A 16,769-nucleotide genomic window follows, 5' to 3' on the forward strand; every position below is an offset into this window, starting at 1 on the left:
ATCGCCCGAGGCAGGCCGCCGCGCGCACCGCGATCATGATCATCATGAAGAAGCTCGTCCCCTTGCTGGCGATCGTCGTCGCGCTGCCGGCGGTCGTCGCGGCCACGCCCGCGGCACTCGCCTGGACCCCGTGCCGCACCCTGATCAAGGAGTGGGACCAGACCGACGCGCGCACCGAGTGCGCGAAGGTCTCCGTCCCGCTCGACTACGCCCACCCCGACGGCCGCCGCCTCGACCTGATGGTCAGCCGGTTGAAAGCGACGGCACCGGAGAAGCGCCAGGGCGTGATCGTGGTGAACCCCGGCGGGCCGGGCAACTCCGGACTCGACACGCCGGTCACCCTGAGCCACACGACCGTGGCGGGCATGGGTGTGGACCACGACATCGTCGGCTTCGACCCACGCGGCGTCGGCTTCAGCGACGGCAAGGAATGCGACATCGCGCCCGAAGACGGCCCGAACCCCGACCCGAGCGCGCCGCCCGCCGAGCAGTACCGGCAGGGCTACGAGCAGACGGCCAAGCAGAACGCTCGCTGCACCGCGTATGACCCGGAGTTCATCGCGAGCCTCTCCACCGACGTCGTCGCGCGCGACCTCGACCAGATCCGGATCGCCTTGGGCGAGCAGAAGATCAGCTTCTACGGGGTTTCGTGGGGCACCGCGCTCGGCGCCGTGTACCGCAGCCGCTACGACCAGCACGTCGACCGCATGCTGCTCGACTCCGTCATGCCGCCCGACTTCAGCCTCCGCACGATGAACGACGGCCAGGTCGACGCCGCCGAAGCCAACTTCTCCCGATTCGCCGCCTGGCTCGCCGCGCGCGACGGCCAGTACCACCTGGGCACCGACGCCGCGAAGATCCGCGCGGACGTCACCGCCCTCGCCGCCGGCCTCGACGCCCACCCGCGCCAGGTCACCGCCGACGGCAAACCGCTCACCTTCGGCGGCGGCAACCTCCGCACCGTGCTGACGTACCAGCAATCCCACTGGCCGGCCATGGCCGACACCCTCACCGCCCTGCGCGACGGCACGAACCCGCCGCTCGTCGGGAACGAACCGGAGTTCACCGGCTTCGGCCTCGAGGACAGCCACTTCGCGGGCTTGCTCATGCAGGTTTCCGTGCTGTGCAACGACCAGGGCGCCGACCCGAGCGAACCCGCGATGTGGCGCGAGGAACAGCAGCGGCAGGCGTCGTCACCGCTGTTCCACGGCATGGCCGGCTACCAGCACTGGTGCGCGGGATGGCCGCTGCCTCAACAGCCCTGGCACCTCACCCGCGGCTCGAGCCCGCTCCAACTGGTGGGCCACCGCACCGAGACGACCACCCCGGCCTCCTGGGCTCGGGACATGCGCCGGACGATCGGCGGCTCCCTCCTCACCGTCGACAACGGCGCGCACGGCTCCCTCGACCTCGTGGCGTGCGGCTCGAAGGCGGTGGAGTTCTTCAGCACCGGTCGGACGGCCACGGGCACGTGCCCGGGCGAGCCGGCAGTTCCGTCCACGTAGGACAGGAGCAGGGCCGGGCCTCGCAGTCGAGGCCCGGCCCGCGCCCGCCGCCGCAGAGGTGGGGGGAGGGACCACAGCGGCGGGCTGCCTCTTACGTACCCGGCCGCGGCTCCCGTCAACCGTCCGGGTGACCGCGATCTCCGAGAGCACCGGTTTTGATCTCGGTCGACCGTCAACACGACGCCACCGACCGGCCGCTGAACAGCGAGCGCTTCCGTTCCCGCCGCCGGGATCTCGGTGCGCTGGCCCGGAGACTCGCCATCAATCACGGAAACGGCAGACAGCTCCCCGGCCCTGTTCCGAAGCCAGGTTCGCGGCAGTCGACGTTCCCAAGCCAGGCCGCCGCGGCCGGGTCAATCGTCGAAGCGGTGACGATCCCACCGACACCCTCGCCAACACGGATCACCGGAGCTGCACACAGCTCGACGGCCCCGCTCCGAAGCCAGGTTCGCCGCAGCCGGGAAACCGACGTCAATCGGCAGGGCGGTTGCGGTCCCGGCGATTCGGCCGGGTGCGCGGTTCCCGGTCCCGTCCGGGCGGATCGGGAGCCGCCGGGCGGGGCCGGGAGACCGGGGGCCCCGGCCAGGCCGGGTCGGGGATGATCTTGCCGGGGCGGGTGCGGCGGCGGGTCGGCGGGGTGGGGCGCGGGGGTGCGGCCGCGGGCCAGTTGCGTGAGCCGGTTTCGCGGGTGCGGGGCTGCGGGAGCGCGAAGGGTTGCGTCGGCGTCGAGGCCGGGCCGGTGGGGCGCTGGGCGACGGCGTTGGGAACCGGGCGCTGCCGTGCCACGGGGTAGCGCGCCAGGGGGTCGGCCTCGAGCCGAGAGCGGGTGGCCGGTTCCAGGCGGTGGCGGGCGCGGCCGCGCTGGGCGGCGACAACAGGCGGTTCAGGAGACAGCAGCCGCCGGGGCGAAGGCGCCGCGGCCGGCTGCCCGGTGCCGCGCGGCAGGGCCGAGCGGCGGAGGTGCACCAGGGCGAGCGCCGCGAACACCGCGGCGACCGTCGCGAGGGGCCACCAGGCGTGCATGCGAGCTGCTCCCGTCGTGGAGGGTCCGCAGCAAGAGTGCCCGTTCCGCCCGGCGCCGAGCGGAGGACCACACGCGTGGGTGTCACCCGGATCGGGGGCGCTTACTCATACACGACGTACGCGGGTTTCGGCGTGAGCGCGAGTACCTCGGACGGGGTCATCAGCGCGGCGCCGTGGCGGGTGTCCTCCTCGTAGAACAGCTTGAAACCGGCCAGCACGTGCTCCGGTTTGGCCGCCATGAGCGTGCGCCAGGTCGCCTTCTTCGCGGCCGCGCTGCCGATGCCGTCGACGACCTTCACGACCGACACGCCCGGGTGCGGGCGCAGCGCCGCCTCGTCGCGGACGATCGAAGCCGCGACCTGGTGGTACGCCATGATCTTGTCCGGCAGCCGACGGTCGTGCGCGAGCTGCGCGAGGTAGGTCGCGACGCCGTCGAGTTCGGCGCCCGTCGTCCGCCCGAACCTCTCGCCCGGCACCACACCCGGCTCGACGGCCCACTCCGGGTCGAGCGCGACGCCGACGTCCGGCTCGGCCAGCCACCGCTCGTACGCCCGCACCTCGGGCAGGAAATCCGCCCGGCCGGGCTGGATGTCGAGCAGCAGCACACCCTTGAGCGCCCGTGCTTCGGCGAGGTAGTCGGCGATCGTGCTGTCGGACGCGCGGGTGCGGTACCTGCCGTCGGGCCCGGGTGTGCGGTGGGCGGCCGTCGCGATCAGCTCGACGACGGGCGTCACCGCCGTCCGATACGCGCCAGCCTGCCCGACGAGCTCGCGCCCGGCCGCCGCGAGATCACCGGTCATCTCGCCGAGGGCTTTCGCGTGCGGCGCGCCGCAGAAGCCGACGAGCAAGCTCGTGGCCAGCGCATTCGGCGGAGGTGGCGGAGGTGGCGGCGGCGAAGAAGACGGCTGCGGTGGCGCCCCCGCCGGCACCCGCCGCGACACCGCCCCGCACGCACTCACGGCCATCCCCGCGAACGCCGCTGTGAATACCGCCCGACGGGTGAACCTCGGCTCAAGACGCATGCATCCTCCAGGCCGGCCACGGTGGGGAATCCTTTGCCGGCGAAGGGAAATTACCCGCGTGATCGACTTCCGAACCGGCCTCGCGGCACGAGTTTTCCCTTGTGCCACATCAGATCAGCCGACTTCCCAGTCACCGGAACACTTTCCTTCGAACGGCCCAGATGCAACAGCGCTTATATAAGCTCTGTTACACTCCCCTCATGCCCGAGTTCACCGACCCCACCGAGCAGAGCCTCTGGCGCCCCATGCGCCTGCTCCAGAACGCCATGGACGACGACATCGGCCGCCTCTACACCGAGCGCGGCATCGAGGGCCTCAAACCGAGCTTCGTCATGGAGCTCCTGCGCCTGCACGCGCGCGGGCCGATGACGATCACCGAGCTGGCGGCGTCGGTCGAGCGGACACACTCGGCGTTGAGCCAGAAGGTGGCCGCCATGCGCAAGGCCGGCCTGGTCACCACCACCACGGGCGACGACGCGCGCAGCAAGAAGGTGGTGCTCACCCCCAAGGCCGAGGCGATCGTCGACCGGCTCGCGGCGGAGTGGCGCGCGACCGAGGCGGCACTGGTCGACCTCGAGGCCGAGATCCCGTACCCGCTGAGCAAGGTGGTCGTGGACGTCGAGAAAGCGTTGGCGCGCAAGAGCTTCCACGACCGCATCGCCGAGAAGCTCGAAGGCGACGAGGCCTGGCAATGAGAGCGCAGCTGCTCGACGTGACGCCGTTGCGCACGTCGCCGCAGTTCCGGCGCCTGTGGATCGGGCGCACGTGCTCGGTGCTCGGCGCGCAGCTGACGCTCGTGGCCGTGCTGTTCCAGGTCTGGGAACGCACGGGCAGCACGGTGTGGACGGGCGCCGTCGGGCTCGCGCGGGCGGTCCCGATCGTCGTGTTCGGGTTGTTCGCGGGCTCGCTCGTGGACCGCGTCGACCGGCGGCGGTTCTACCTGGTGACGACGGTGGCGCAGGCCGCGTGCTCGGTGTTGCTGGTCGCGCAGAGCGCCGTGCCGGGGTTCCCCGTCGGCGGGGTGCTGGGGATCCTCGCGGTGCAGTCGTGTTTCGTCGCGGGCGCCGGGCCGGCGTCGCGCACGTTCATCCCCCGGCTGCTACCTCGCGAACAGGTCGCCGCCGGGCTCGCGCTCAACCGGATCTCCTTCCAGGGCTGCATGTTGCTGGGCCCGGCGATCGGCGGCGTGCTCATCGGCTGGGCCGGCGTGACCGGCTGCTACGCGGTCGACGCGGTGACGTTCGGCTGCGCGTTCTACGGCGCCTTCGGCCTGCCCGCCATGCAACCCGGCGACTCCGCGCGCCCCGGCCTGCGCGGCATCTCCGACGGTCTCGCGTTCCTCGTCCGCACGCCCGCCGTCCGCGGTGCGCTGCTCACGGACCTCGCCGCGATGGTCCTGTCCATGCCGATGAGCCTCTTCCCGCTCGTCAACGCCGAACGCTTCGGCGGCAACCCGCGCACCCTCGGTCTGTTCCTGACCGCGATCGCCGTCGGCGGCGTCGCGGCGTCGGTGTTCTCCGGCGTCTTCACCCGCCTGCCGCGGCCGGGGGTGGTGATGCTGGCCGGGTCGGCCGCTTGGGGGCTCGCGCTGACGCTGTTCGGGCTCACCACGAATCCGTGCTGGGCCTGGGTTTCCTGGCGCTGGCGGGTGCGGCGGACACGGTGTCGGTGGTTTCGCGGAGCACGGTGGTTCAGCTGCACACGCCCGACGAGCTGCTCGGCCGCGTCGCTGCCGCGGAGCAGATCGTCGGACAGGCGGGGCCGGATCTCGGCAACCTGCGCGCCGGATTGGTGGCGGCGCCGACGTCGGCGTTGGCGTCACTCGTCAGCGGCGGGTTGCTGTGCGTGGCCGCGGTCGCGGCCGTCGCCGTGACGACGCCGGGCCTGCGACGGTTCGCCGTACGCTAGGACAATCCCTTGCGCAGAGCCGAAATCCGCTCCACCGACGCCGTGAAGTCCGGAATCCCGCCGAGGTTCTTGGCCAGGGCGTCGGCCGCCGCGTCACCTTGGTTGACGTCACGCCCGGAGGCGAGGATCAGGTCGACGCCCGCCTTCGCCGCCAGCACCGCGCGGTTGCCCGTGTCACCGTAGGCCTGGAGGGCGCCGGCCTCGAGGGCGTCGGTGATGGTGACGCCGCGGAACCCGTCGCGCTGGCGCAGTTCGTTCTGCACCACCGTCGGCGAGAGGCCCGCCGGGTGACTTGCGTCGAGCGCCGGATACACGGCCCACGACAGCATCACGAGCTTCGCCGCCGTCCCCGCGTACGGCGCTTCGTCCTTCGTACGCAGCTCCGGAAGCGGCACGTTCAACGTCAACGGCGCGACGTCCGTGTTGCTCCCCGCCGGCGCCGCCCCCAGCCCGGGAAAGTGCTTCGCCGTCGACGCGACGCCCGTGGCCTGCTCCGCGGCGACGAAGTCGCGGCCCAGCTTGCCCGCCGTGGTGGCGTCGCTCGAGTACGAGCGGCCGTACTCGTCGATGAAATTCCCGGCCTGCCGGTAGACGTCGAGCACCGGCGAGAGGTTGACGTTCATCCCCACGCCCGCGAGGTTCTTGCCGGCGCCCGTCCCGGCCGCCTTCGCCGCCGCCTCCGGGTTCGCCGACTGCCCCACCTGCTTCTCCGACAGCGTCGGCTCACCCGGCAGCCGCCGGACCTGCCCGCCTTCCTGGTCGGTCATCAACAGCAACGGCTCGTGCACCGGGCTCTGCGCCGCCGCGTCGCGAAGCTGCTTCACCACGCCCGCGATCTGGCCGCTCGACGAGATGTTCTCGCCGAAGAAGATCACCCCACCCGCTTCGCCCGCACGAATCCGCTGCAGCAGTTGGTCCGGCGGCGTCAACCCGGCGTACGAGTAGATGACCCGCTGCCCCGCCAACTGCCTCGACGTCAGCTCCCGAGCCCCCGCGGCCCCGGGCACGGCCCCCACCGTCACGACCGCCACCGCCACCGCGGCCACCACCTGCACGACTCGCTTCATGGCACTCCCTCCAGTGCGCCCACGGTAACCCCTGGGAGTGACCGGCGAAAACCTTCCGACCGAAGGGTGCGTGATGTCCGGAATCTGCGAATACGCGCGCACACGACCACGGTTGACTCGGCGACTTGGCCGAGTTCCCAATGCCCAACCCACCGCCAGTGAACGCGTCTACACCATTCCGGCAACCCTGAATCGGCGGAATCGACCCACCGAAATCCCCCGCCCTCCCAGGGGGGCGTCCCACGTCCAGTCTATCGCCCACCCCCGACGAAAATCGTTCAGAAGCCCGGCTGAGGCGGAGTTATCCACAACTCGGCCTCGGTGTGGACAACTCCGTCGGATCGCCTGCCCGACTCGGACACGTTCGAGTGGCAGTAGGCGACCGTTCGTTAGAAACCTTGCCACCCAGGAAGTTTTCAGAGGACCACCCCGCGGATTCCAACGTGCCGTCGCCCCCACCCCCGCACCATGGGAAGCTCGGCCCGACGAAGTCCTCGTCACCCGGATCACCACTCACCTCGACACCATCTACGCCGGCCTCGCCGAAACCCCCACCTCGGCCGAGAGCAGAACCGCTTCTTCACCTCGCCGCACGGAACACCCGGCCCGACGCCACAAGCGATGCTGCTGCACCGCATGGGCCGGAGCGGATAGGGCTACCGTGCCGCAGGTGAGCTTCTTCCTGACCCGCGTCCTCACCATGCTCGACCAGGGCGGCGACACCGTGCTCTTCCACCACGAAGGGCGCGTTACCACCTACCGCGCCGCAGCCGACACGCTCCGCCGAATCCACACCGGCCTCAGCACCAAGACCGGCATCGTGGCCATCGACTCGCCCAACCGGCCCGAAGTGATCGTCGCGCAGGTCGCCGCGCAGTTGCGGGGGCTGGAAGTGCTGCTCGTCGCGGCGTCGGCGAGCAAGCCGGCCCGACAGGCCGCCCTCGAGAAAACCGGGGCGACCCTGCTCGACCTCGACGAGCTTGCCACCAACGAACCGTCCACTCCGGACACCCTTCCCGACCGGGTCACCGCGATCTTCCCCACCGGCGGCACCACCGGGGCGCCGAAGCTCATCCGCCACACCGGCATCTACGACGGCATGGCCCACATCTTCTCCCCCGACGGCACCCAAACCGTCCTCGTCACCGCCCCGCTCACGCACATGACCGGCAACGCCGCGGCGCTCGGGGCGCTCCTCAGCGGCAACAAAGTGGTCCTCCGCACGAGCTTCGACGCCGAAGAACTCCTGAACGACATCGAGACCCACCGAGTCACCAGCCTCGCCCTCACGCCGCCCAGGCTGGCCAAGGTCCTCGACAGCCCGGCGCTGGCGCGCACCGACGTCTCCAGCCTGAAATCCCTCTCACTCGGCGCCGCCCCGCTTCCGCCCAACAGGCTCGCCCAGGCGCTCGACGCCTTCGGCTCGATAGTCGGCCAGGGATACGGCCTGACCGAAGCGCCGATGATCGCGAGCATCTCCGCGGAAGAACTCACGAAAGCCCACCGACTCGGCTCCGTGGGACGAATCGTCCCGGGCATGGAAGCCCGCACGGAAAACGGTGAGATCCTCGTGCGCGGACTGTCCATGATGGACGGCTACCACGGCGAACCACCGATCGCCGACCGCTGGCTCCCCACCGGCGACCTGGGCCACTTCGACGACGAGGGTTACCTCTACCTCCACGACCGCATCGCCGACGTGATCATCACCGGCGAGCACGGCACCAAGGTCCCCTCGACCGCCATAGAGCACACCCTGCTCACGCACCCCGCCGTCAAAGCCGCGGCCGTCTTCGCGGTGCCCGGGCAGAACGGCGAGGGGGAGCTGGTGCACGCCGTCGTCGTCACCCACGCAAAAGCAACAGAGGCAGAACTGCGCCACCACGTACGCGAAGCACTGGGCGGCGACCACTTCGTACCGTCCACCGTGGACTTCGCCGCCGAGCTCCCCCTCACCCCGGTGGGCAAAGTGGACAAACGAAAACTGGCCGAACCGTTCTGGTCCGGCCATTCCCGCCACATCGCGTAAAAGGAAGAGCCGGTGTGTGCACCCCCCGTCGGCGCACACCCCGGCTCTTCGGCTAGTGGTTACTTCACTTGTCGCCGAAGCGGATCGAGGCGACCTGCTTGTCGAAACCGATCTTGCTCAGGTCGGGCACGCTGGCCGTGATGACCATCGACTGGCCGGTGCAGTTCGGGCCCTTCCAGAGCTTCACCGGGCCGCCGCTGAGCTGGATCGAGGAGACCTGCGTCGGCTGCGGGTTGGCGACGCAACCCGGGCCCGAGACCCCGAAGGAACCGTTGGGCTCGGAGAAGTTGATGCCGCTGTCGAGGATCGCGCTGCCGTTGCCGAGGGTCACGCCACCGGGAGGAGTCGTGGTGCTCGAGGACGGCGGGGTCGCGGTCGAGGAAGACGACGCCGGCGGAGCCGCCTGGCCGCTGGAGGCGGGGGCGCCACCCTTCGGCAGGACCTTGCCACCGTTCGGCGAGATGGCGAACCAGGTGCCGCCGACGCCTTCACCGTTGATGTCGCCCGGCTTCTTGTCGCCGGAGAAGCGGTAGAGCGCCCAGCCGCCGATGGTGACCTGGCGGGAACCGTCGGCGCGGGTCAGGATGCCGATCTTGGCGGCGGGAACACCGTTGACGAAGATGCGCGAACCCGGCTTCACGAGCACTGGCGGCCAGGTCTTGGCGCAGTCACCGTTGCAGTTGGACGTCGGGGGCTTCGGGCTGTCCTTGTCGAAGCGGTAGAGCGTCATGCCGGCACCGTCGTGGACGATCGGGTTCAGGCCACCGGCCGAACCGCGGGTCAGCTGGACCCACTTCATCGCGGCGTCGTCGGTACGCGGGCCCTTGTAGTCGTCGCCCTGGGTCATGTCCGCGCCGTTTTCCTTGGCGGTACCGGTCTTGTAGTCGACACCGGTCGTCGGGTCGGTGCCCTCCTGCGAGGTCTGGGCCTTGCCACCCTCCGGCGTGACGCCGAACCACGTGCCGCCCACGCCCTGGCCCTTGGCCTGGCCCGGCTGCGAGTCGCCGCTGAACTTGTACACCGGCCAGTTGCCGATCGTGACCTGCAGCGTGCCGTCCTGGCGCTTGACGAAGCCGACGTCGTTCTTGTCGATGCCGTTGAGGAACACCTTGCCGCCCGCCTTCACCGTGACCGGCGGCCAGGTCTTGGCGCAGTCACCGTTGCAGTTGGACGTCGGCGGCTTCGGGCTGTCCTTGTCGAAGCGGTAGAGCAGGAAGCCCTTTCCGTTCAGCACCACCGGGTTCAGGCCGGACGCGGAACCGGCGTCGAGCTCCACCCACTGCTCGGCGGCGTTGGTGTCGGCCGGGTCGGCGAAGTCGCCGGTGTTCTGCGGTGCACCGTTCTCCTGGGCCGTGCCGGTCAGGAAGTTGACCGACGAGGCCAGGTCGGCGCCCCCGGCACCGGCCGGAGCGGCACTCGGCGTGCCGGCGGTGGAACCGCACGCCGTCAGCGCCGCCACACCCGTCGCCACCAGGGCGGCGAGCATCGCAACTCGAGTACGCAACATTTCGGATTTCTCCCTGTCAGAGCCGGCTGCCGGAGATGGCGAGCCTTCGATGACCGGTACACGGGTGTGGTCCCCGTGAGGGTTCACCGAAGTTTCGTGACGGCGGTCACATCTGCCTGAAACGGGAACTCCTTGCCAGGACAGCAAAAAGGCGCTGCCCGTTCATCCAGTCCACACTGGACGAACGGGCAGCGCCTTGCGACGAACCTACAGCGAGGCCGACACGAACTGGTGCCCGTCGGTGTTCTCCACGAGCACCGACGCGACGTTCGCCGGGTCGACGAGCGCCGAGCCGTCGAGGTTCACGCCGTCGCTCGCGGCCTTGTCCGACACCAGCCAGTTGCCGGCGATCTCACGGCTGCCGTCCTTGCCGACCACCACGAGCCGGCACTTCTGCCCCTGCGGGATGCCGGTGACGGACGCGTTGAGCCGCACCCAGCCGGCTGCCGGGGTGACGGCGACGTTGAGCCGCGCCCCCGAGGCGGATTCCCCCGTCACGAAGCGGGTTCCCGGTGCCACCGTGGCCGGCGCGGACACCGGCGGCGCGGCGACGGCCGTCCCTGCCCCGCTGTCGCCCGACTTTCCGACGAGCACGCCCGCGCCCAGCGCCGCCGCGGCGACGACGACCGCCGCCGACGCGGCCAGGATCCGGCCCCGGCCGCGGGCACCCGCCGACTCCGACCTGATCTGCCGCAAGGTGCGTTGCAGCAGCAGGTCCGCGTCGTCCGGCGGCCCGTCGAGCAGCGCCTCGGGCGGCAACGCGCCCAGGAACTCCTGCATCTCACGCAATGACTCCACCTCCTCCCGGCACTCCGCGCAGGTCGTCAGGTGCTGCTCGACGTCCTGCTGGTCGGTCGTGCCCGCCTCGCCGGCCACGTAGGCCTCGAGGTCGAACCGGTCGCTGTGCGAAGTGTTCATCACGCGGCCCCCACTCCCAGTCGCTGCGACCGGAACTGCTCACGCAAAGCGCGCAACCCGTAGTACGAGCGCGATTTCACGGTGCCCGGTGGTATGCCCAGTTTCTCGGCGGTCTCGCCGACCGTCCGCCCGTGCAGGTACACGTGTTCCAGCACTTCGCGGTGCTCGGCGCTCAGGTCGTCCAGCGCCGCGAGCACCACCATCGAGTCCACGACCTGGTCGGAGTGGTCGCGCGCCACCGGCACGGTGGTCGGCGACTCCGCCACCTCCGTGGGCCGCGCGGCCCGCGCCCGGATCTTGTCCGTGACCAGGTTCCGCACCACGGTCAGCAGCCAGCCACGCACCGAGCCCTTGCCGTTGACCAGGCTTTCGGGGTGTCGCCAAGCGCGCACCAATGCCTCCTGCACGACGTCTTCCGCCGCTGCCCGATCACCGAGCAGCCTTGTGGCGTACGCCAGCATCGCCTTGCCGTGCTCCTCGAACAGCGAGCGCACGAGAGCCTCGTCGGCGACCTGCTGGCGATGACGGGTCCTCAACCCGGCCATCCGCTACCACCCTCCCGAGTCCCGCAAGGTGCGGGATCTCCTCACCTCCACGAGGGGCACACGGATGGCGAGCGGGGTTCAGTTCAGCGGATACCGAACCGTGACCAAAGCCACAGTCGTCACGCTGAGCAGTGCTTACCCGAGTTCACGCAGTCGACGACGGTCGCCATCAGCGCGTCCGGCATCACGTCGATGAAGTCGGCGTGGTCGGAGACGGGGTTGCTCAGCTCCTCCGGGAACGAGTCGATCGCGTACTCCGCACCGGCCGGCACGGTGTAGGAGATCTCCAGGTGCAGGCGCGGGACGGCGAACGTGCCGGCCTGGCACGCGCCGTTCGCGGCGGGGAAGACCAGGTGCGACTTGTGGTTGGCGCTGTCGGTGGTGCGACCGTTCCAGCAGCTCGGGAAGTCGAACAATCGCACGACCTGCTGGCCGGCCGGGCAGCGCGGGTACTGGCGCCCGACGTGGTCGCGGCTGCCGGAGCATGTCCACTGCACGTGGTCGGTGCCGACGCCGCCTTGTGTGTACCCGTGCGGGTTGCCGGTGTTGGCGCGCAGGAAGCGCGGCATGGGGACGACGTTGGTGACCGGGCTGCCCTGGTACTCGATCAGCACCGAGTCCGGCACGAGGATCCGCCCGAACACGGTCTGGCGCGCGTCGCCGCGGGGCAGGCGCAGCACGGGCCAGTAGTAGGTCGACTTGTCGCCGACCTGGCAGGTGGTGCCGGCGGCGGCGAGGGAGGTGTCGGTGGAGAACGCGGTGGTGGAGTCGTTGCCGACGTAGTCGTGCAGGTGGTGCGCCCCGCCGGCCACGCCGGGGCTGATCACCACGTTGTCGGAGTTGTGGCGGCCTTCCTCGTCGCGGCCGCAGTCGATGCGCCAGGTGCCGCTCGACCCGCCGGGCTGCACCGCGGGCGCCGGCGGCGCGACGGGAAGCGCCGACACGTCGGCGAAGTAAGCGGGCGAGACGGTGTGCTCCTCCTCGTGCGCGCCCGCCGTGAGCGTGTTGTAGCCGACCACGCTCGCCGGCACGGCGATCAGCACGAGCACGACGGTGAACACGATCCACCCGGGCGACCACCGCCGCCGCGATTGCGAACCCACGTGGATCATTTTCACACTGTCAAGATCGGCACGTTCGCGGGGCCGTCAATCCGGGACCACGACCCGCACGGGCAGCACGCGCTCCCGGTGGTGCTCCTCGTGCAGGTCACGCCTGCGCGCGTGCAGCAACTGCGCGAGCGTGACGACGCCGAGCACCTTTTCGGGCTCTTCGCGGTCCACCACGCGGGCACGCGTGACGTGGCCGAGCGCGAGCTTGTTGGCGACCTCGCGCAACGTCTCGTCGGGGAACGCGGTGACGCGCGCGGGCGCGGCCGGCCCCGGCGTCATCACCTCGTGCACGAAGAACGTCTCCAACGGGTCGGTCGTGTACTCGCGAGTGAGGTGCAAGCGTCGTCGCGCGATCTTCTCCGTGAGCACGGAACGCTTCAGCAGCAACACGGACAACGCGTACGCCGAGACGGACGCGACCACGAGCGGCAGCAGGTAGCTCCACGCGTGGGTGAGCTCGAGCGTGAAGACGATGCCGGTGAGCGGCGAGCGCATCACGCCCCCGACCACGGCGGCCAGCCCGCACGTCGCCCAGAACCCGGCCGCGAAGTGCGGCAGCACCGCCCCCTCGGCCGCCCCCAGCGCGGCGCCGATCATGAACACCGGCGCCAGCACGCCACCGGACGTGCCGGAGCCCAGCGAGAGGGCCCAGATCAGCGTCTTGACCACGAGGATGCCGACGATCAGCTGTGTGGTGGCCTGGCCGGTGAGCAGCTGGTCGATCACGTCGTAGCCCACGCCCAGCGCGTGCGGTTCGATCAGCCCGCCCGCGCCGATGATCAGGCCACCGATCGCCGGCCACCACATCCAGTGCACGGGCACGCGCGCGAACAGGTCTTCGGCGAAGTAGACGAGCGCCGTCGCGCCGATGGCCAGCAGGCCGCCGGTGACGCCGGGGATCAGCGCCAGCCCGTCGGCGAGCGGACCCGTTTGCGGTGCCTGCACCCCGAAGACGGGCCCGGTGCCCAGCAGGTAGCCCCTCAACACGGTGCTCACCGCGACGGCCGCCGTCACCGGCACGAAGCTGCGCGGGCGCCACTCGAACAGCAGCAGCTCCACCGCCAGCAGGATCGAGGCGAGCGGCGCGTTGAACGTCGCCGCCATGCCACCCGCGGACCCCGCGACGAGCAACGTCTTGCGCTCGTCCGCACTGAGTTTCAGCAGCTGCGCCAGGATCGACCCGACGGCGCCGCCGGTCATGATGATGGGCCCCTCGGCCCCGAACGGTCCCCCGGTGCCGATACTCACCGCCGCCGACACGGGCTTGAGCACCGCCACCCGCGGCGCCACGCGGCTCTCGCCCGTGAGGATGGCCTCGATCGCCTCGGGCATGCCGTGGCCGCGGATCTTCTCGGAGCCGTACCGCGCCATCACCCCGATCACGAGCCCGCCGACCACCGGCGCGAGCACCACCAGCCACCACGGGTGGTGCACCGCCCCCGGCGCCACCAGATCCGTCGCGACGCGCTGGTAGAAGACGAGATTGGTGATCAACCCGATCAGCTTCAGCAACGCGAACGCCGCCACCGCGCTCGCCGCCCCCACGAACAGCGCGAACGCCGTGATCAGCAACATCCGCGGCCGCACACTGAAGTCCCCCAGGTGCGCCGCCCGCCCCGGCGCGCTCACAGCCGCCCCGGCCCGGCCGACGGAACCAGCGGCGCCTTCTCCGCCGCCGCCAGCAAGTCCTCGACGCTCGCCGCCACCCGTTCTCTTTGGGCCGGTGCCAGCTGCCCCAGCAGCTCCCCGAGCGCCTCATGCCTCCGCGCCAGGACGTCGTCCACCACCGCCTGCCCCGCCTTCGTGACCTCGACGGTGACCACGGTGCGCCGGTGCTCGTCCTCCCCTCGCCGCACATAACCGTGCGCCTCGAGCTTGTCCGCCAGCCGCGTCACCGACGACGCGTTCACGCCCATCGCCGCCGCCAACCGCGAACACGGCACCCGCCCCAGACTCGCCAGCACGACCAACAACCGCACCTGCGCAAACGTCACCCCCCGCGGCGCGGCGTGCGCACTGTCCCACGCCACCGCCACGAGCACCCGCGTCAGCCGCTCCAGGCGGTCGAGATCGTCTTGCATAGGGCAAAACTTGCTATAGGCAAGGTCTTGAGGTCAAGACAGTCGACGGGTGGCCCGCGTCACCTCACCGGACCACACCAGGTGAACGACCTGCCCGACCCCGAAGATCTCCCGCCGCCGCCCACTGGCCCCGAACCCCGCCCTCCGATACAACGCGAGCGCCCTCTCATTGCCCACGCCCGTCCACACCTGCACCCGCCCCGCCACGCGTTCCTTCAGCGCCCCCAGCAACGCCGCCCCCACGCCGGCACCCCAGCACTCGGGCCGCACGAACACCATGGAGACGTGCCACAACCCCGGCTCCACCGGCCCGCGCCCATCCTCGGCCCGCCCCGCCTCGGCCAGCACCATGCCAACCACACCCCCACCCTCCACCGCGACGAGCACCAGCGCCTCGGGATCCGCCAGCTTCTCCCGCACCCGCTCCACCCGCCCCGCCCCAGGCGCCTTCCCGCGCGCAACATTGGCCGCACGCCAACACTCCCTGGCCCCCTCAAGCTCGGCGACACTCACCGCGACCCGAACTTCGACCATGGCCTCATCACCTCCACGTCCACCCGGCCGGCGCGGCCCTTGCCACTCCTCAACCCCCACCCGGCAACACAACTCCCCCCTCAGCCACCCCTCCCCCGGCCGATCCAGACCGTCGTCACCATCAAAATCGGGGTGCCCACCACCCACCACTCGGGCGCAATGGTGTGCGCAGCACGCCGAGCCACCCCTAAACTCGACCACCGGCGACGCGGGAGGTGAGCCCGGTGGAGAACCACCCCTTCCGGGGCAACCCCGGAACGCACCACATCACCAAATCACTGCGCCCCACGCGAGCGCGGCACGCTGCGCGTACAAGACCGCGCGGATGAACGGAGAAAGAGTCACCCCCGCGCCGCCGACCAACCAGTTCAACGAGAGCAACCAGAGCAACGAGACCCACCTGGCCGAGCCGACCGCACCACCCGAGCCAACCCACCCCGACGTACCAACCCGGCCGAGATGACCACGCAGGAAGAACCAGCCACTTCGGAGTTCGCACCCCTCGAACCCCTACCGCCCGTCTGGCGGTGGCAAGTCGCGCGATGGCCCACCTTCGAAGACTGCGCCCATGCCCTCGACCTCACCCCCGGGGAACTCTCCTGGTTCTCCGACCCCCGCCACTGGAACGACCGCGCCAACCACACGCTCCGCCACTACCACCACCGCTGGATCCCCACCGCCGCCGGCGGCCTCCGCCTGATCGAGCGCCCGAAGCCGCGCCTGGCCGAACTCCAGCGGCGCGTCCGAAGGCACGTCCTCGCCGCGCTCCCGGTCCACGACGCCGCCCACGGCTTCCACCCCGGCCGGTCCATCCTCACGTGCGCGGAACCCCACGCGGGCCAGGAAAAAGTCGTCCGCACGGACCTGGAGCACTTCTTCCCCACCGTCTCCGCCCGCCGGATCCACTCGCTGCTCGAACTCGCCGGCTATCCACCCGCCGTCGCCCAAGCCGTGGCCGGAATCGTCACCACGACCACGCCACCGGACGTGCTCAAGAACGCGCCCCGGAAAGTCCGCGACCAGCTCGGCAAACCGCACCTGCCCCAGGGCGCACCCTCATCCCCGGCCGTCGCGAACGCCGTCACCCACCGCCTCGACCGCAGGCTCTCGGGCCTGGCCAGGAAACTCGGCGCGAACTACACCCGCTACGCCGACGACCTCGCCTTCTCCGGCGAAGCCACCCTCCCCCTGCACCGCCTGATCCCGGGCGTCCGAAGCATCGTCGCGGACGAGGGTTTCCGGCTGCGCGAGGAAAAGACGTCGATCGCCGCCAAGCACCAGCGGCAGAAGGTGGCCGGCCTCGTCGTCAACACCAAGCCCGCGGCCCCTCGCACCCACTACGACGACCTCCGCGCCACCCTCCACAACTGCGCCACGACCGGTCCCGCAGCGCAGAACCACGCCGGCCACCCCGATTTCCAGGCGCACCTGCGCGGCCGCATCGCCTGGATCTCCGCGACGAGCGTGCACCGAGGTGCCAAGCTGAAAGAGCTCTTCGACCGCATCGATTGGAGCTGA

15 protein-coding genes are annotated in these 16,769 nt (G+C 70.7%); 5 read left to right on the forward strand and 10 right to left on the reverse strand.

The annotated features are described in order from the left end of the window. Positions 1-44 precede the first annotated feature (44 nt). The gene (locus ACQPXB_RS41090; protein ID WP_432847209.1) at positions 45-1,505 is read left to right on the forward strand and encodes an alpha/beta fold hydrolase; all 1,461 of its coding nucleotides are present in this window, start codon (positions 45-47) and stop codon (positions 1,503-1,505) included. 471 nt (positions 1,506-1,976) lie between these two features. On the opposite strand, the gene ACQPXB_RS41095 is transcribed toward ACQPXB_RS41090, so the two are convergent. Continuing rightward, entirely contained in the window at positions 1,977-2,528 is a 552-nt protein-coding gene (locus ACQPXB_RS41095) for a hypothetical protein (RefSeq protein WP_432847211.1), read from the reverse strand. Positions 2,529-2,629: 101 nt separating this feature from the next. Beyond that, positions 2,630-3,493 (reverse strand): hypothetical protein, encoded by an 864-nt coding sequence (locus ACQPXB_RS41100; protein WP_386955021.1) that lies wholly within the window; start codon positions 3,491-3,493, stop codon positions 2,630-2,632. 257 nt (positions 3,494-3,750) lie between these two features. Between ACQPXB_RS41100 and ACQPXB_RS41105 the strand changes: the two genes are divergently transcribed. Continuing rightward, the gene (locus ACQPXB_RS41105; protein ID WP_386955018.1) at positions 3,751-4,245 is read left to right on the forward strand and encodes a MarR family winged helix-turn-helix transcriptional regulator; all 495 of its coding nucleotides are present in this window, start codon (positions 3,751-3,753) and stop codon (positions 4,243-4,245) included. Further along, entirely contained in the window at positions 4,242-5,423 is a 1,182-nt protein-coding gene (locus ACQPXB_RS41110; RefSeq protein ID WP_432847213.1) for an MFS transporter, read from the forward strand. The genes ACQPXB_RS41105 and ACQPXB_RS41110 overlap by 4 nt, the downstream gene beginning before the upstream one ends. A 31-nt stretch (positions 5,424-5,454) precedes the next feature. Here the strand turns inward: ACQPXB_RS41110 and ACQPXB_RS41115 are convergent, their stop codons facing one another. Continuing rightward, positions 5,455-6,525: a glycoside hydrolase family 3 N-terminal domain-containing protein gene (locus ACQPXB_RS41115; RefSeq protein WP_432847215.1), complete on the reverse strand. Its 1,071-nt coding sequence runs from the start codon at positions 6,523-6,525 to the stop codon at positions 5,455-5,457. A gap of 670 nt (positions 6,526-7,195) precedes the next feature. On the opposite strand from ACQPXB_RS41115, the gene ACQPXB_RS41120 reads away from it, so the two are divergent. Next, on the forward strand, positions 7,196-8,554 hold the full coding sequence (locus ACQPXB_RS41120) for a class I adenylate-forming enzyme family protein (RefSeq protein WP_432847217.1): 1,359 nt from the start codon (positions 7,196-7,198) through the stop codon (positions 8,552-8,554). A 64-nt stretch (positions 8,555-8,618) separates the two neighbouring features. Here ACQPXB_RS41120 and ACQPXB_RS41125 read toward each other — a convergent pair whose 3' ends face one another. The 7 genes from ACQPXB_RS41125 to ACQPXB_RS41155 all read right to left on the reverse strand — a co-directional run bounded on the left by ACQPXB_RS41125 (position 8,619) and on the right by ACQPXB_RS41155 (position 15,137). Beyond that, on the reverse strand, positions 8,619-10,061 hold the full coding sequence (locus ACQPXB_RS41125; protein WP_366579478.1) for a hypothetical protein: 1,443 nt from the start codon (positions 10,059-10,061) through the stop codon (positions 8,619-8,621). 207 nt (positions 10,062-10,268) lie between these two features. Beyond that, the gene (locus ACQPXB_RS41130; protein WP_432847219.1) at positions 10,269-10,979 is read right to left on the reverse strand and encodes an anti-sigma factor family protein; all 711 of its coding nucleotides are present in this window, start codon (positions 10,977-10,979) and stop codon (positions 10,269-10,271) included. Next, complete coding sequence (locus ACQPXB_RS41135) at positions 10,979-11,524, reverse strand: sigma-70 family RNA polymerase sigma factor (RefSeq protein ID WP_366579482.1); 546 nt, start codon at positions 11,522-11,524, stop codon at positions 10,979-10,981. Before ACQPXB_RS41135 ends, ACQPXB_RS41130 begins: the two co-directional genes overlap by 1 nt. 119 nt (positions 11,525-11,643) lie before the next feature. Further along, positions 11,644-12,627: a DUF1996 domain-containing protein gene (locus ACQPXB_RS41140; protein WP_432847221.1), complete on the reverse strand. Its 984-nt coding sequence runs from the start codon at positions 12,625-12,627 to the stop codon at positions 11,644-11,646. Positions 12,628-12,672: 45 nt separating this feature from the next. Then, positions 12,673-14,211 (reverse strand): chloride channel protein, encoded by a 1,539-nt coding sequence (locus tag ACQPXB_RS41145; protein WP_386955005.1) that lies wholly within the window; start codon positions 14,209-14,211, stop codon positions 12,673-12,675. A gap of 50 nt (positions 14,212-14,261) precedes the next feature. Continuing rightward, the gene (locus ACQPXB_RS41150; protein WP_366579488.1) at positions 14,262-14,717 is read right to left on the reverse strand and encodes a MarR family winged helix-turn-helix transcriptional regulator; all 456 of its coding nucleotides are present in this window, start codon (positions 14,715-14,717) and stop codon (positions 14,262-14,264) included. Between the two features lie 33 nt (positions 14,718-14,750). Further along, positions 14,751-15,137 carry a GNAT family N-acetyltransferase gene (locus tag ACQPXB_RS41155; RefSeq protein ID WP_432847224.1) on the reverse strand — a complete coding sequence of 129 codons (387 nt, stop codon included), beginning with the start codon at positions 15,135-15,137 and terminating at the stop codon, positions 14,751-14,753. Positions 15,138-15,710: 573 nt separating this feature from the next. Here ACQPXB_RS41155 and ACQPXB_RS41160 point away from each other — a divergent pair. Beyond that, entirely contained in the window at positions 15,711-16,769 is a 1,059-nt protein-coding gene (locus tag ACQPXB_RS41160) for a reverse transcriptase family protein (RefSeq protein WP_432847226.1), read from the forward strand.

It is taken from the genome of Amycolatopsis sp. CA-161197 (assembly GCF_050942255.1).
Classification (GTDB): domain Bacteria; phylum Actinomycetota; class Actinomycetes; order Mycobacteriales; family Pseudonocardiaceae; genus Amycolatopsis.